The organism is Mycolicibacterium litorale (assembly GCF_010731695.1).
GTDB classification, from domain to species: Bacteria; Actinomycetota; Actinomycetes; order Mycobacteriales; family Mycobacteriaceae; genus Mycobacterium; species Mycobacterium litorale.
This window is the reverse complement of sequence record NZ_AP022586.1, coordinates 1,589,563-1,606,578: the sequence shown is the minus strand read 5'-3', so window position 1 is coordinate 1,606,578 and position 17,016 is coordinate 1,589,563. Positions and strand designations below refer to the sequence as shown.

General features: G+C 67.9%; 6 protein-coding genes and 3 pseudogenes. 3 read left to right on the top strand and 6 right to left on the bottom strand.

All coding sequences use genetic code 11. The features are described 5' to 3' along the window. Nucleotides 1-296: 296 nt before the first annotated feature. The 4 genes and pseudogenes from G6N30_RS27480 to G6N30_RS07410 form a co-directional block, all read right to left on the bottom strand. Nucleotides 297-710, bottom strand: a pseudogene (locus G6N30_RS27480) (SDR family oxidoreductase); the annotation flags it as partial. Between the two features lie 855 nt (nucleotides 711-1,565). After that, a pseudogene (locus tag G6N30_RS27435) lies at nucleotides 1,566-5,309 on the bottom strand (type I polyketide synthase); the annotation flags it as partial. A 19-nt stretch (nucleotides 5,310-5,328) separates the two neighbouring features. Then, nucleotides 5,329-10,820 (bottom strand): annotated as a pseudogene (locus tag G6N30_RS27330) (acyltransferase domain-containing protein). After that, a complete protein-coding gene (locus G6N30_RS07410) occupies nucleotides 10,820-12,601 on the bottom strand; it encodes an AMP-binding protein (RefSeq protein ID WP_134051485.1) in 1,782 nt (593 codons plus the stop codon). Before G6N30_RS07410 ends, G6N30_RS27330 begins: the two are co-directional and overlap by 1 nt. Before the next feature lie 327 nt (nucleotides 12,602-12,928). Here G6N30_RS07410 and G6N30_RS07405 point away from each other — a divergent pair, with 327 nt between their 5' ends. Next, nucleotides 12,929-13,351, top strand: a complete 423-nt coding sequence (locus tag G6N30_RS07405) for a hypothetical protein (RefSeq protein WP_134051486.1) — start codon at nucleotides 12,929-12,931, stop codon at nucleotides 13,349-13,351. Nucleotides 13,352-13,372: 21 nt separating this feature from the next. On the opposite strand, the gene G6N30_RS07400 is transcribed toward G6N30_RS07405, so the two are convergent. Beyond that, nucleotides 13,373-14,080, bottom strand: coding sequence for a thioesterase II family protein (locus G6N30_RS07400; protein ID WP_134051500.1), 708 nt, complete (start codon nucleotides 14,078-14,080; stop codon nucleotides 13,373-13,375). A 237-nt stretch (nucleotides 14,081-14,317) separates the two neighbouring features. On the opposite strand from G6N30_RS07400, the gene G6N30_RS07395 reads away from it, so the two are divergent. Both G6N30_RS07395 and G6N30_RS07390 read left to right on the top strand, forming a co-directional pair. Next, a complete protein-coding gene (locus tag G6N30_RS07395) occupies nucleotides 14,318-15,055 on the top strand; it encodes a hypothetical protein (RefSeq protein WP_134051487.1) in 738 nt (245 codons plus the stop codon). Between the two features lie 218 nt (nucleotides 15,056-15,273). Further along, entirely contained in the window at nucleotides 15,274-16,149 is an 876-nt protein-coding gene (locus G6N30_RS07390) for an SDR family NAD(P)-dependent oxidoreductase (RefSeq protein WP_134051488.1), read from the top strand. On the opposite strand, the gene G6N30_RS07385 is transcribed toward G6N30_RS07390, so the two are convergent. Beyond that, entirely contained in the window at nucleotides 16,124-16,933 is an 810-nt protein-coding gene (locus G6N30_RS07385; RefSeq protein ID WP_134051489.1) for an SDR family NAD(P)-dependent oxidoreductase, read from the bottom strand. The two genes, G6N30_RS07390 and G6N30_RS07385, sit on opposite strands and share 26 nt — an antisense overlap. Between the last annotated feature and the right edge of the window lie 83 nt (nucleotides 16,934-17,016).

The window sequence follows — 17,016 nt, the reverse complement described above, 5'->3', positions numbered from 1 at the left end:
TCGCCGTCGGTCGCCGATCCGCCGTGGCGGCTCGATGACCCCGAGTCCTCGATGAGCGCGGCGTAGTAGCCCTTCTCGAAGAATTCCGGGGACGCCGCCGCCGCGCGGTCCAGACGCAGACGGGCGACGCCGACCCGCGCACGGCTGCCGCCGACCAGTGCCTCCAGCGCCTCCCGGCCTTCGGCGGGGGTGATGGGATCGAGCACGCTGAGTGTCAGCGACCGTCCCATGCCCACGTCGGACCACTGACCCCAGTTGATCGCGGTGGCGGGCAACCCTGCGGCCCTCCGCCACGCGACGAGCCCGTCGAGCCATGCATTTGCCGAGGCGTACGCGGCCTGCCCCGGGGCGCCCAACATCGACGACACCGACGAGTAGCCCACCCACCAGTCGAGCTGTCGGTCCGCAGTGGCCACATGGAGCCGCAGGGCCCCTGCCGCCTTGGGGGCCCAGGTCCGTTCGAGGTTCGCCTGGTTGAGGGCGGCCACCACACCGTCGTCGGCCACGCCCGCCGCGTGCACGACGCCCCGCAGCGGTAACCCGGTCTCCTCGGCGGCCGCCACCAGCCGTTCAGCCACTCCACGTGAGGAGATGTCTCCGGTCACGACGGCGATCTCGGCACGGGTCCCGAGTTCGGCGAGGTCGCCGCGCAGTGTGTCGGCGGGGCCGTTGCGGCCGTTGAGGATCACCCGGCCCGCACCGTTGTCGACCAGCCAGCGGACCACGACCATGCCGAGGCCGCCCATACCGCCGGTGACGATGTAGGAACCGTCGGTGCGCACGGCAGGCCCACCCTCACGCGGTTCCGGCGTGACACGCGACAGTCTCTCCACGTACCGCCGATCGCCGCGCCACGCGACGACGTCGTCGTCTCCCGATATCGCCAGTTCGCTGGTGATGGCGGCGACGACATCGTCGGCGGTGCCGACGTCCACCAGGGTCGCGCGCACATCCGGCTCGTCGGCGAGCATCCGGGCGGCTTCCCCTGGGTAATCCCACGTCCGGATGAGGCCCTTGAGTGCACATGTCGTGGGATGGCCCGACTCGTCACCGTCGACGACCAGACCGCCGCGAGTGAGCACCCACAGTCGCGGGGACCGGCCCGGCCACGCACCGGCCACCGAGCGCGCGGTGACCGACAGTGCCGAGACCAGATCGCGCCCACGCGCGATCGTCCGATCGGCGTCGTCTGCGACGTCCGAACCGTCGAAGGGGCCTCCTCCGACGAAGACGACCACCCCTTCCGGCGGGCGTTCGCTTCGTGCAGCGGCGTCGGCGACCGCCGCGGACACCCCGGACTCGTCCATGAGGTCCGTGATGTTCGCCGGGCGGCCCGACGATCCGACGGCGTCGGCGAACCGCTGCGCGTCGGCTCTCGCATCCGCATCCCCGGCCAACACCACCCAGCCCCGGGTCGATGCGGCACCACCGTGACCGGACGCCGCTGCGGGAACCGCGGTGTGCTGCCAGACGGTGTCGAAGAGCTTGTGCACCAGCGGCATCGGCACCGCTCCGCGCGGCATTCGCCGCAACTGGATGGCGGTGACCTCCGCGGTCACCGTCCCCGAGTCGTTCATCAGGATGATCCGGCCCAGCGCGCCCCGGCCGTCGTCGTCGAGGGTCACGACATCGGCCCGGCACCTGGCATACCGTCCGACGTCGGCGAACACCCGCACCGACCCCAGTGCCACAGGCAGATAGGGCTCGTCGGCCACATCGGCCATGCCTCTTCCCGGCACCGCGACGGTCAGGCTCTGTATCGCGGCATCGAGCATCGCCGGGTGGATCCGGTAGGCCGGATACGGTGCGGCTTCCTCGGGCAGCTCGATCTCGGTCTCGGCCCGGCCGCCGGCCGTCAGCGAGATCCGTGAGAGTGCGCGCAACGCGGGCCCACGGTGCACTCCCGCCTCGCGCTGGGCCGCGTAGAAGTCCGTCGGCGACACCGCGGTCCCGGAGTCCTCCGACGGATCGGTCCGCGGGCGGGGAGCGGACCCGTGGGCGGCGGCGATCCGGGCGACGGCATGCCGACACCATCGATCCTCGGCCGCGCGCGTGTAGATCTCGAAACGGTGCTCGTGGTCTGCACCGCGAACGAGTCGGGTCGTCACCTGGATCCGGCGGTCCAGCGGGAGCATCTGCTCGACCTCCAGCCGGTCGACCGTGACGGCGTGGGCGCGCAGGCCGAGGGCTTCGGCGCCCGCGGCCAGCGCCATCTCGGCGAATCCCGCTGCGGGCAATACGGATTGGCCGTGCACCGCATGGTCAGCCAGCCATCCAGTCGCCTCGGGGTCGATCTCCGCCTGCCACACGTGACCGTCGCCCGAGGGGATCTCGACGTGCACTCCGAGTAACGGGTGACCACCGGCGACCTTCCTGCCGGCGGGCTTGCCTGCGAACCAGTACCTCGACTGCTGCCACGGGCGAGACGGGAGATCCACAGTGGGGCAACCACCGTGGCTGATCGCGACACCTCGGTGGGGGGTGGGTGGATGGTGTTGAGGTTGGTGTGGAAGGTGAGGGTGTCGTCGGTGTGGCGGTGGAGGGTGGCGGTGGTGTGGTGGGTGGTGGTGTGGTGGGTGGTGGTGAGGGTGTCGGTGATGGCGTGGGTGAGGAGGGGGTGTGGGCTGATTTCGATGAAGGTGTGGTGTTGGGTGGCTGCGGTGGTGATGGCGTGGGTGAATTGCACGGGGTGGCGCAGGTTGGTGGCCCAGTAGTCGGCGGTGAAGTCGGCGGGGGTGGTGGGGTCGGTGGTGGTGATCAGGGGCAGGGTCGGGGTGTGGGGGGTCAGGTCGGCCAGTGCGGTGCGCAGGGCGGGCAGGATGGGGTCGATGGTGGGGTGGTGTGAGGCGACGTCGACGTCGATGCGTCGGGCGAGTCGGTTGCGGGCGTCGACGGCGGCGATGACGGCGTCGATGTGGTGTGGGGGGCCGGCGATCACGGTTTGTCGGGGTGAGGCGTAGACCGCCACGGTGAGGTCGGGGTAGTCGCGGATGAGGGTGTGGGTGGTGTCGGGGTCGAGTTCCAGTAGTGCCATCGCGCCCTGCCCGGCCAGGTCAGACATCAGTTGGGAGCGGGTGGCGATCACGCGCAGGCCCTGGGCGGGGCTCAGGGCGCCGGCGACCACCGCGGCGGTCACTTCGCCCATGGAATGTCCGATGACGGCGTCGGGTTCGATGCCGTAGGAACGCCATAGCGCGGTCAGCGCCAATTGCATGGCGACCAGGACCGGTTGGATGCGGGCGATACCGACCACGGGTTGTCCGGCGCTGAGCACCTGCTGCAGGGAGAACCCGACCTGTTCGAGGAATGGTGCTTCCAGCTCGGCGACCGCCGCGGCGAATGCCGGTTCCTCGGCCAGCAACCGCTGGCCCATTCCGGGCCATTGCGAACCCTGACCGGAATAGACGAACACCGTGCCCGATCGGCGGGGTTGGGGGTGGGGGCCGACCACCCGGGCGCGTTGTGCCCGGCGGCCAGTGCACGCAGCCCGGCCACGGCGGCGGTGTGGTCGCGGGCACACGGTGGCCAGGACGGCGTGTCGGGTGCGGTGCTGGTTGAGCGTGTGGGCCACCTCGGCCAACCCGATAGCCGCGCCCGCACCCTCGAGCCAGTCGGCGAGCACCTGGGCCATCGAGGCGACCCGGGCCTGGGTCTTGCCCGAGACCACCAACGTCGTCACCGCGCAACGCTGCCCGGGATCGGTCACCGCGCCGGTCTGCCCCACCGGCTGTGTGGGGGGTTGTTCGAGCACGACATGGGCGTTGGTGCCCCGAACCCGAACGACGACACCCTGCCCGCCGCGGCCGTCCGGTGGCGGGCCAATCGGTGGGCGCGGCGACCACACGCAGCCGTAACTCATCGAAGGGAATATGCGGATTGGGTTGGCCGAAACCGCGGTTGGCCGGAAGATGACCACGCTGCACCGCCAACACCGTCTTGATGAACCCCGCGATCCCCGCCGCGGCCTCCACATGCCCCAGATTCGACTTGACCGAACCGATCAACAACGGCGAATCCGGCCCACGGCCACGACCCAGCACCGTGCCCAACGCCCGCGCCTCGATCGGATCGCCCAACAACGTGCCGGTGCCGTGCGCCTCGACATAATCGACCTCACGCCCATCCACCCCACCGTTGGCACACGCCGCCCGTAACACCGCGATCTGCGCACCCGGATTCGGCGCCATCAACCCGTTGGACCGGCCATCCTGATTGACCGCCGAACCCCGCACCACCGCCAACACCCGATCACCGTCACCCACCGCATCGGCAAGCCGCTTGAGGACCACCACCCCGCAACCCTCACCACGCACGAACCCATCCGCGGCAGCATCAAAGGCATGACACTGACCCGTCGGCGACATCGCCTGAGCCGCATCGAAACTGCGTGTCACCGCCGGCGACAACAACAGATTGACCCCCGCCGCCAACGCCACATCCGAATCCCCGCTACGCAGACTCTGACACGCCAGATGCACCGCCACCAACGACGACGAACACGCCGTATCCACCGTCACCGACGGCCCCCGGAAATCGAACACATACGACACCCGATTGGCGATGATGCTCAACGCCCCACCAGTACCCGACCACGCATCGACCTGACTCAGATCCGCAGACGCCAAATACCCGTACTCCCCCTGACACGCCCCCACGAAAACCCCGGTCTGACTGTGCCGCAACGAATCAACCCGAATCCCCGCATGCTCCAACGCCTCATGGGAAACCTCAAGCAACAACCGCTGCTGAGGATCCATCTTCACCGCCTCACGCGGCGAGATCTCGAAGAACTCCGCATCAAAACCGGCCACATCATCCAAAAACGCCCCCCACCGCGTCGTCCCCGCCAACACCGCAGCAACCTCAGGCGACCCATCATCAAACGCCGACCACCGCCCCACCGGCACCTCGGTAACCCCCGAACCACCACCAATCAACAACCCCCACAACGACTCCGCACCAACCACCCCACCCGGAAACCGACACCCCACACCCACCACCGCAACCGGCTCATCCGCCCAGCGATGCCCCCCGCCTGCGCCGGTCTCTTCTTCTCCCCCGTGCTGCGCACCACTGAGGAACCGCGCCAGGGTGTTGATCGTCGGGTACTGCCAGAACTCCACCGGCGACACCGACCGACCCAACAACTCCGACAACTCCCCGGCGATCATCACCGCATCAGCCGAACCCACCGCCAGATCGCTCAGGGGGGCGTCGCCGTCGATCTCGTCGGGACTGCACCCCACATTGGTCACCAGATAATCGACCAACCACTGCCGAACAGCGTCTTCACCGTGAAGGGACGTCATGCCGTGCACCTCGTCGTCATCAGCGACCGCTCTCACTGCCGGCGGTAGCGGTTTCCGCGTCCGCGAACAGCGCATCCAGAACGCTGGTCTCTGACGCCGTTTCGGATTCGGGTGCCACGTCATCGCCGGGGCGCAGACGGTTGGCGATGTATTCGCTCAGCGACGCGATGGTCGGGTGATTCCACAACATCGTCGCCGACAGCTCGATGCCGACCAGCTCCTCGGCTTCTCGTCGTATCGACATGGCCATCACCGAGTTCAAGCCGAGCTCGGCGAACGGCCGATCCGATTCGATCTCGGTCTGCGGCATCTGCAGTTCGTCGGCCAGGATCGCTCTGAGTCCCGTCGCGAGTTCGTCGAGCATCTCGTCGGCCGACATCTGCGTCCACTCTCGTCCCGCCCCGCGACCGCGGCCGACGTCGGGTCGGACTTCCTCGCGTGCACCCGGCAACGGGGCGACCACCGCTTGCGCCACGTCGTAGCGCTGGGCGTACTCCCAGGCGGCAAAAGCCTCCTCCGCTTGGATCGGCCGGGATCCGACCCGGTGGAGCTCCTCGTCCACCACGTCGGCCCCGGCGGCGAAGCCGAGACCCCGCCAGGCGACCCAGTCGAGGCTCATGGTGTGGTCGCCCTGTCGGCGGCGGGCTCGGGCGAGACCGTCGAGGTGAGCATTCGCCGCCGCATACGCGCCCTGGCCGGGGACTCCGAACACGGCGCCGGCCGAGGCGGTGAGGAAGAAGAAGTCGAGGCTTCCCACGGGGAACGCATCGTGCAGCGCCTGTGCGCCGGCGACCTTCGGCCACAGCACATGCCGCAGCGACTCGTCCGACACGTCGGTCAGGAGCCGGCTCTCGGCGACGCCGGCGCCGTGGATCACCCCGCGTATCGGCGGTGCGCCGAGGTGGTCTCGCTGGTCGAGCAGCGCCTGGACCGCCTCACGCGATCCGACGTCCAGAGCCACCGACTCGACAGAGACGCCGCGCATCTCGAGGTTTCGGATGACGCTGATCCTGTGCGCCAGCACGGGATCGTCACGATGGCTGTCCCAGGCGCTTCTCGGCGGCAGGGCGGTGCGTCCGGCCAGCACCAGGCGGCGGGCGCCCCGGTCGGCGAGCCACGCCGCCGTCAGGAGTCCGAGTGCACCCAGGCCTCCGGTGACGAGGTACGCCGAATCGGGACGACACCGCAGCGGCTCTCGTACGGCAGGGCCCGAGACCCGTTCGAGAGCTGGTGCCGAGAACTCGCCGTCACGCAGCACGAGGATGGTTCCGGCCGCGACCGGCAGCACCCTCGACACGGCCGCCGCATATCGTCCTGAGTTGTCGTCGTCTGGAAGGTCGATCAGGCCGCCCCACAGGTCGGGCTGCTCGGCGCCGATGACGCCGGCCAGTCCCCACAGGCAACTCTGGCGCACCGCGGCGTCGGTGCCCGACTCCCGGACACCGCGGGTGACGATCCACAATGTGGCCGGCCGATGGCCGTCCCGCCTCGAGAGCGTACGGACGAGTCGGGACACGTCCCCCGACATTCGGACCGCGCAGCCGACGTCGGTCTCCTCCGTACTGCAGGGCTCGGCCACGTAGACGACGTAGCGTGCGTCGGCAGCGCCGGCTGAACGGTAGCCGTTGTCCGACAGGACCTCTCGCAGCCGGCCGGCTGCGAGACCGCGGCCGATGACCGCCACCGTGGCGAGCGGACCGTCGGAATGACCCGGGCCGGACGGCCCGGACCAGGGACGCCATTCGATCGCGTGGACGAACGTGCGGGGGTCCGCGTCGGTGGCGTTCTGCGGTACGGGATCTGATTCCAGAGTCGTGAATCGAAGCGAGCGGATGTCCACCGACGTCCGGCCGTCCGGACCCTTCACCACGACGTCGACGACGAGTTCGCCACCGCCGCCGCCGCGCCGATACACCTCGACTGATCCGCAGGCGCCGACCTCTCCCGCTGCGAGATGGACCCGCCCGACGCCGGCCGGCACCATGAGGACCGGGTTCGAGCCGTCCGCCAGTCGTGCGAGATGAACAGCGGCATCGAGGAGTGCGACCGTCGAGGCTTGCGGTGTGGTGACCTCCGCGTGCAATCCGGACGGTGTCTGCCGGCAAGGGCCGACAGACCATGGAAACGGCCGCCCCTCGACGCCCCAGGACCGCTGGAGCTCGTCGACCGATGACACGTCGTAGTCGATGAGCTCTCGACCGTCTGCCTCGGCAGCCGGACCAGGGGCGTCATGCTCGGGCCGGTGGCCGAGGCGGGCACTCGCGTGCCGCACCCAACGCTGACCGGAGGTCTGCTGCTCGGCCGCCGACGCCACGGTGACCGAGTGGTCGTCGGCGACGACCTGGATCGACCTCGAGCGGTCGACGACGATCGGATGCTCGAACTCCACATCCAGCAGGGCCGTTGCACCACATTCGGCGGCCGCCACCGAAAGCGTCTGCAGCAGGACCGAAATGGGAACGACGTCGACCCCACGAAGGCGGTGTTCACCGGGGTACGGCTTGGCCTCCGGCACCAGCCGCGCCTGCCACAGGTGCGCGGGGGGTGATGTCGCCAGCGTGATGTGCTCACCGAGCAGGGTGCCCGGCGCCGGTGCCGATCCACCCGCCGCCCGCCGCCTGCCCAAGTTCACCCAATGGTGGCCGTGGTGCCACGGCGTGGTCGGCAGGACCGGATGCGGTTCGGGCTCATGGACGCCGTCGGTGGGGGGTGGGTGGATGGTGTTGAGGTTGGTGTGGAAGGTGAGGGTGTCGTCGGTGTGGCGGTGGAGGGTGGCGGTGGTGTGGTGGGTGGTGGTGAGGGTGTCGGTGATGGCGTGGGTGAGGAGGGGGTGTGGGCTGATTTCGATGAAGGTGTGGTGTTGGGTGGCTGCGGTGGTGATGGCGTGGGTGAATTGCACGGGGTGGCGCAGGTTGGTGGCCCAGTAGTCGGCGGTGAAGTCGGCGGGGGTGGTGGGGTCGGTGGTGGTGATCAGGGGCAGGGTTGGGGTGTGGGGGGTCAGGTCGGCCAGTGCGGTGCGCAGGGCGGGCAGGATGGGGTCGATGGTGGGGTGGTGTGAGGCGACGTCGACGTCGATGCGTCGGGCGAGTCGGTTGCGGGCGTCGACGGCGGCGATGACGGCGTCGATGTGGTGTGGGGGGCCGGCGATCACGGTTTGTCGGGGTGAGGCGTAGACCGCCACGGTGAGGTCGGGTAGTCGCGGATGAGGGTGTGGGTGGTGTCGGGGTCGAGTTCCAGTAGTGCCATCGCGCCCTGCCCGGCCAGGTCAGACATCAGTTGGGAGCGGGTGGCGATCACGCGCAGGCCCTGGGCGGGGCTCAGGGCGCCGGCGACCACCGCGGCGGTCACTTCGCCCATGGAATGTCCGATGACGGCGTCGGGTTCGATGCCGTAGGAACGCCATAGCGCGGTCAGCGCCAATTGCATGGCGACCAGGACCGGTTGGATGCGGGCGATACCGACCACGGGTTGTCCGGCGCTGAGCACCTGCTGCAGGGAGAACCCGACCTGTTCGAGGAATGGTGCTTCCAGCTCGGCGACCGCCGCGGCGAATGCCGGTTCCTCGGCCAGCAACCGCTGGCCCATTCCGGGCCATTGCGAACCCTGACCGGAATAGACGAACACCGTGCCCGATCGGCGGGGTTGGGGGTGGGGGCCGACCACCCCGGGCGCGTTGTGCCCGGCGGCCAGTGCACGCAGCCCGGCCACGGCGGCGGTGTGGTCGCGGGCACACACGGTGGCCAGGACGGCGTGTCGGGTGCGGTGCTGGTTGAGCGTGTGGGCCACCTCGGCCAACCCGATAGCCGCGCCCGCACCCTCGAGCCAGTCGGCGAGCACCTGGGCCATCGAGGCGACCCGGGCCTGGGTCTTGCCCGAGACCACCAACGTCGTCACCGCGCAACGCTGCCCGGGATCGGTCACCGCGCCGGTCTGCCCCACCGGCTGTGTGGGGGGTTGTTCGAGCACGACATGGGCGTTGGTGCCCCCGAACCCGAACGACGACACCCCTGCCCGCCGCGGCCGTCCGGTGGCGGGCCAATCGGTGGGCGCGGCGACCACACGCAGCCGTAACTCATCGAAGGGAATATGCGGATTGGGTTGGCCGAAACCGCGGTTGGCCGGAAGATGACCACGCTGCACCGCCAACACCGTCTTGATGAACCCCGCGATCCCCGCCGCGGCCTCCAGATGCCCCAGATTCGACTTGACCGAACCGATCAACAACGGCGAATCCGGCCCACGGCCACGACCCAGCACCGTGCCCAACGCCCGCGCCTCGATCGGATCGCCCAACAACGTGCCGGTGCCGTGCGCCTCGACATAATCGACCTCACGCCCATCCACCCCACCGTTGGCACACGCCGCCCGTAACACCGCGATCTGCGCACCCGGATTCGGCGCCATCAACCCGTTGGACCGGCCATCCTGATTGACCGCCGAACCCCGCACCACCGCCAACACCCGATCACCGTCACCCACCGCATCGGCAAGCCGCTTGAGGACCACCACCCGCAACCCTCACCACGCACGAACCCATCCGCGGCAGCATCAAAGGCATGACACTGACCCGTCGGCGACATCGCCTGAGCCGCATCGAAACTGCGTGTCACCGCCGGCGACAACAACAGATTGACCCCGCCGCCAACGCCACATCCGAATCCCGCTACGCAGACTCTGACACGCCAGATGCACCGCCACCAACGACGACGAACACGCCGTATCCACCGTCACCGACGGCCCCCGGAAATCGAACACATACGACACCCGATTGGCGATGATGCTCAACGCCCCACCAGTACCCGACCACGCATCGACCTGACTCAGATCCGCAGACGCCAAATACCCGTACTCCCCTGACACGCCCCACGAAACCCCGGTCTGACTGTGCCGCAACGAATCAACCCGAATCCCCGCATGCTCCAACGCCTCATGGGAAACCTCAAGCAACAACCGCTGCTGAGGATCCATCTTCACCGCCTCACGCGGCGAGATCTCGAAGAACTCCGCATCAAAACCGGCCACATCATCCAAAAACGCCCCCCACCGCGTCGTCCCCGCCAACACCGCAGCAACCTCAGGCGACCCATCATCAAACGCCGACCACCGCCCCACCGGCACCTCGGTAACCCCCGAACCACCACCAATCAACAACCCCCACAACGACTCCGCACCAACCACCCCACCCGGAAACCGACACCCCACACCCACCACCGCAACCGGCTCATCCGAAGTCACCCGCCGGCCGGTCACCTCACCCGCCACCTCGGACCGTGCTCCGGTCAGAAACGCCGCCAACGCCCTGATCGAGGGGTACTGCCAGAACTCCACCGGCGACACCGACCGACCCAACAACTCCGACAACTCCCCCGACAGCACCACCGCGTCGGCCGAACCCACACCCAAGTCGTGCATCGACCGATCGACGTCGATCTCGTCGGGACTGCACCCCACATTGGTCACCAGATAATCGACCAACCACTGCCGAAGCGCAGCCTCCCCCAGCCGCGGCATCACACACCGACATCCAGACGGCTGAACTCGCCGCGGCGGTACCGTTCGACACACGCCGAGCGCCGCACCTTGCCGCTGGTGGTGGTCGGGAGGGCGCCGGGCGCGACCAGGACGAGGTCCGCCACGCGCAGGCTGTGGGACTTCGAGATGGCCGAGGTGACCTCACGTTTCACCGTGCGGAGCCGGTCGACCATCTCGTGCTCCGCGACCCCCCGCTGCTTGTACTCCACCACGGCCACCAGTCGCTCGGTGTGGCCATCGGGCACCGCAATGGCCGCGACTCGTCCACCGGTGATCTCCTGCACTGTCGCCTCGATGTCATCCGGATAGTGATTGCGCCCGTTAACGATCAGGAGGTCCTTGATGCGGCCGATGATGAAGAGCTCGCCCTGTGACATGACGCCGAGGTCCCCTGTGCGCAGCCACGGTCCAGCGGGAGTGCCCGGCGCCGGATCGGCCACCACGGCTCCGAAGGTGCGTTCGGAGAGTCGCGGATTTCGCCAGTAGCCCTGGGCGACATTGTCCCCGTGCACCCAGATCTCCCCGATCTTCTCCTGGGGATTCTCCGTCCGGGTCTCCGGATCGACGATGCGTATCGTCGATGCCCTCGGTGACCCCAGACTGACCAGTTCGGTGCCACCTTCGGCGCCGCAGCGCATCGCGTAGCCCGCGGCCAGTTTCTCGGTGTCGAACCGCGCCGTGACCGGTGCATGGCCGAGCGGTGCCGATGCCACGTACAGGGTGGCCTCAGCCAATCCGTATGAGGGCCGCACGGTGGTGGCGGGCAGGTTGAATGGTGCGAACCGCTCGTTGAACCGCCGCAGCGTGGCGGAGTGGATCCGCTCGCTGCCGTTGATGATGCCGAGCACGCCGCCCAGGTCCAGTCCGGCGAGATCGTCGTCGGTGGTGCGGCGGGCCGCAAGATCGAACGCGAAATTCGGTGCCGCAGACCACGAAGGCCCGTAGACGGCCAGCATTTGCATCCACCGGGCGGGCTTCTGGAGGAACGCGACGGGACTCATCAGGACACCTGGCCGCCCGGGGAAGTCGTCGACGGTCTGCGGTGACGCCAACAGCGGCGCGAACACTCCTTCGACCAGGCCCATGTCGTGGTAGAAGGGCAGCCACGACACGAAGTTCGTCGCCTGTGGCGGTATCTTCCCGGTGCTCTCGAAGTAGTCGGAGAAGACCTGTTCGAGGTTGGCGATGACGTTCTGGTGCGTCACCACAACGCCGGCCGGCTGGCGCGTCGAGCCGGACGTGTACTGCAGATAGGCCTCCTCGGGATGATCGATCGCGTCGGCATCCGGGATGTCCAGTGGGTCGATCTGCAGCGCATCGAGCTCCACCACCGCCGGCGCCGTGCCACCCCACTGGGCGACGGCGTACGGCACCACGTCGGTGACCGCGACCGACGTCGTCAGCACCGCCGCCGGTGAGCAGTCGCGCAACGCCGCCGATATCCGCTCGTCATGGGTGTCGGATTGCGGCACCGACAGTGGCACGGCGATGAACCCGGCCTGCATCGCCCCGAAGAACCCCACGATGTAGTCGAGGCTCTGTGGTGCGACGATCGCCGCGCGATCACCGGGCGAACCGCACCGCGACAGTTCATCCGCGACGGCCCGCGAGCGCTGGTACACCTGCGCCCACGTCAGTGTCTCGACGAGGCCGCCCGTGGGGTCTGCCTCGTAGTCGATGAAGGTGTATGCGGAACGATCCGGCTGCGTGCGTGCGAGATTGCCGAGCACAGCTGGAATCGACGACTCGATGACCAAGATACGACTCCTCCCCAGTCGTCAGATGTGTTGTTGCGTCGCCCCCGACTGCAAACTCCGCCCAGACGAATTGACTTGAGCGCTGATTACCTGCGGCGAGAATAACACCGAAATGTCCAATAATCCGGACTTTTCTGCGCCGTTCCAGGGCTTTGGACGTGCGCAAACGTTCCCAGGCGCCCGTCCGCCGCGCGAAGGAGGTTGAGGATGTAAAAATGCACTCGGTGACGGGTTAATGATCAAATGCGCACCGCCGGCAGGCCATAGTGCGTTCATGTGCGTATCCCGCGATGTGGCGGCGGTCACGAGTTAATTAGGGGCGCCAAACGAATGCTTGTGAATGTCCGACAAACCGGATACATTGAGCCGGTGTTTCCGGATGACTCTCGCAAAGAGCTCTCAACCGTCCTCTCGTATCTGACCGGACGCTCGCTGAGCAAGGAGGAGATCTGGACAGCGATGGAGCTCCCCCGGTCGACGTACTACGACCAACTGGAGAAGGGAACGCTGCTCAACGCGGACAACCTGCGCACCGCCGCGAAAAACCTCGGGATCAACCGCGCCGAACTGCTGACCCGTTACCGGCTGATCGACCCGATCGAGATCACCTCGCTCGCTGAAGCGATCAATGGACCGGATTCTGTGCCCGCGCAAACCATCACGAAGAGCCGCAAGAAATTGCGGAAGAAGTCGACGCTCGCCGGAGCCTCCGTGACGGAGCTGCCGCAGCGCGAGGGACTGCCGCCGCTCTGAGCCCGGCACACGCTCGGCCGCTCAAACTCCGCAGTACGCCAGGATTTTGCTCTCGATATCACTGACCAGCTCGGTCAAGTGGTCGTTGAGGTAGAAGTGGTGGCCGGTGAACACTCGGGCCGCGAACTCCGCGGTCGTTCGCTCCGACCAGTGCGCGACCTTCTCGTAAGTGGCGACCTCGTCCTCATCACCCAGAAACGCGAAGATGGGGCACGACACGGTTGCATCGGGCGGACATTCGTAGTTCGCGATCGCCTTGAGCCCGCGCAATGTCGGCAAGATCTTGGCAGCGAATTCCTCGTCCTCGAGGAACTCCGGATTTGCACCGGTCATCTCTTCCAACGCGTCGAGCAAGCCGCGGTCCGACTCGGGGATGTACTCGTAGCCCACTCGGCCCGGTGCGGCGCATGCCGACACGAAGAGCGCCGCCACCGGGCTGCCCTGCGCTTCGAAGCGCCGCGCGACCTCGAAGGCCAACAACGCACCCATGCTGTGACCGAAGAACGCGACACTCCCCGACGATTCGAGCGGCGACAGCGTCTTGCACACCCGCCCGGCCAGCTCGGGAATCCCTGTGAACGACGCCAGCTCGTGGGTGCCACTTCGCCCGGGGTATTGGACGGCAATACGTTTGATGTCGTCGGAGAACGCGCTGGCGAACGGCACGTAGTACTGTGCCGACCCGCCGGCGTGCGGGAAGATATAGAGCTTCGGCGTGTGCCCGTCCACGTCGGCACAGTACCCGACGAAGCGTCCAAGAAACCAGACTTTCGCGTCCGGAACGGGCGTCGCCGTCACGACCAGGACCGGTCATACTCCGGGAGCGTTCCGGCGGTGATGGAGCTTCGCTGTGAAGCGGCTTCGAGGTGCCACAGGAAGTAACCAGGTGTGCGATCCGTGGTGATCTTGCCTCACAAAGGCTTATGCTCGCGGCAGCACGAGAGTTGCCCGACCGGAGCAGTGTCCATGAGCCTTGCATCGCTGATCGCCGTCACGCTCGCCTGCCTCGCATGGAGTCTGTGGGTCAGACGTGTGACGTGGTCATGCCGGTGGGAGGTCGCCGCCACGCTCAACATCGCACTGCAGGCCTGTGCGGTGGCACTGATGTCGCCGGCGGCCTCAGAAGCGTTGGGCCCGGTCATGTATCGCCTCACCGGTGTGTGGAACCTCGAGGACTACATCGGTCACGACTGCTACATCGTCGCCGCCACGGCAGTTGTGTACAACGCCCTGGGGAGGCTGGGCGACGACCACGTTCTGCAGGAGAAGTTCAGGTACTACATCCAGTGCCCGGCCACGCTGTGCATACCTCTCCTGCTGGCCGCCTTCACGTTGGGAAACGGTGCCGCGGTGTACCGCCCCGACTTCTTCGACGTCCCCACCGACTTCTGGCTTGACGTGTATTGGCTGCTGCTCTGCGGCATGCTGGTGTATCTCCTCGTCTACGCCTCGCGCGCGTTACTGGTTCTCCGCAGGGACCCCAGGTCGCGTCGAATCGCCAACGTGTACCTGGTGGCCTCCGCGGCCGGCGTCATCGCCTGCGCAGTTCGCGTCACCACCGCGTTGTTCGACCCACTGCAAGCGGTGAACGGCAGCATTGTCGTGTGGACCTTCGCATGCATCTGCGGTGGCGCTTTCGCGTTCGGATCCGCACACTCCTGGCGCCGGCGGGTCAATTGGCTCCGCGGCGCCGACGTGCACTGACCCGTCTCGACGGGGCGCGCGACCGTCGACAGCGGGCCCGCTGTGGTTGCTGCTTTTCGCGAACCCCGCCGAACCGCGCGGCTTCTGCGTAGGGTGACGTGCTGTCGGACATTGCCGCGTGCGCGTGCGGCGCCGGCCGCGGTGTACGGGCACCGCGTCAACCGATCCGCCGGGCAGGGTGAGGCTCGCTCGGGCGGACCGCGGGGAGGGGAAATCACGTGTCGCGGAAGTCAGCGAGGCGCAGCTACAGCGCCTCGTCGGTCGTCACCGGTGCCGGCAGCGGGATCGGGGCCGCGTTCGCGCTGGAACTCGCGGCGCGGGGAGGCCGGGTGGTGTGCAGTGACATCAACCCCGACGCCGCGGCCCGGACGGTGGAAGCGATCACCGCTCGGGGCGGTCAGGCGATCGCGGTGCGGTGTGACGTATCGCGGATCGAGGACGTGGAGCAGCTGGCGGAGCAGGCGCAGGCATGGTTCGGCGGGCCTCCGACGCTGGTGATCAACAACGCCGGCGTGGTGGTCGGCGGGAGGCAGATCGGCGAGGCCCCGCTCGACGACTGGTCGTGGGCGCTCAGCATCAACCTGTGGGGGCCGATCCACGGCTGCCACGTGTTCGCCCCGATCCTGCGGGCCGCCGGTTACGGCGGGATCATCAATGTCGCGTCAGCCGCCGCCTTCGGCGCCAGCCCCAACCTGGCCGTCTACAGCGTCACCAAGGCGGCAGCGCTGTCGCTCTCGGAGACACTGGCCGCCGAATTGAACGGCACCGGGGTCAACGTGACCGCGCTGTGCCCGACGTTCGTCAAGACGAATATCGTCGAATCCGGCAGGCTCACAGCGGAATCCGCCCAGCGAGGCGGGCGCGCGATGAGGTTGACCGGGATCACGCCGGAGCGGGTCGTTCGAAAGTGCCTCGACACCCATGACCGCGGCGGTGTCTACTGCTTTCCGCAACTCGACGCCAAAGTCGGCTGGCGGGTCACCCGCCTCGCTCCCGCCACATACACCCGCGCGCTCGGTCTCGTCCACCGGTTCAGCGCGCCGCAGTCGACCGCGGGCCGCCGCGGCCTCAGCCGGAGTCGTATGTCCGGATGAACTCGCGCTGAGTCTTGCTGCGCAGCAAGAGGTTGTCGAGGTGCACACCCAACGGCCGCACGATGTTGAGGAAGTTCCAGCGGGCGGGGATGATCGCGCGCACCTTGCCGCGCTCGACCGCACGCAGCACCGCGACCGCCGCCTTCTCCGGCCCGACGGTGATGCGCTCCTTGGCCTTGGGCGCCGGACTGAGCGTCAACCTGCCCATCGCCGTGTCGATGGGACCGAAATAGGTGATCGTCACCCCGACGCCGTACTGGGACAGCTCCATTCGGAGCCCGCGGCCGAGCATCTCCACGGCGGTCTTGCTCGTCGAGTACGCCACGCCGCCCACTGCGGGCAGCAGAGTCCCGTATTCGGTGTTCGGCGGCCAACCCATCGACGACACCACGACGATGTGACCGCGCGCGGCGATCAGTGGTTCGATCGCCGGCTCGATCGTGTTGAGGGTGCCGATCAGATTGACCTCGATGACCCGCTGCGCCTCACCCGGTTTCAGCGAGCGGACCGTCGCGGGCAGGTGGGTGATCCCGGCCGTGCAGAACACGACGTCGAGCCTGCCGAATCGCTCGAGCACCCGGTCGACCGCGGCGGCCATCGCCTCGCGGTCAGCGACGTCCGCGCCGATCGCCAGGTCGGCGCCGCTACTCTGGGCCGCCTCCTCGTCGATGTCCACCGCGCACACCGTCGCGCCTCGTGCACGGAGGAGTTTCACCTGTGCGGCGCCGATACCCGCGCCGCCGCCGGTGACGAGCGCAACAGCTCCAGAGAAGTCTCGAGTCACCGTGCGTCTCCCCCGGATCCGTTGCTGATCGCTTGCCAGATCGGACGATACCCGGGGATACGCGGAGCTGGCAGGTGAACACC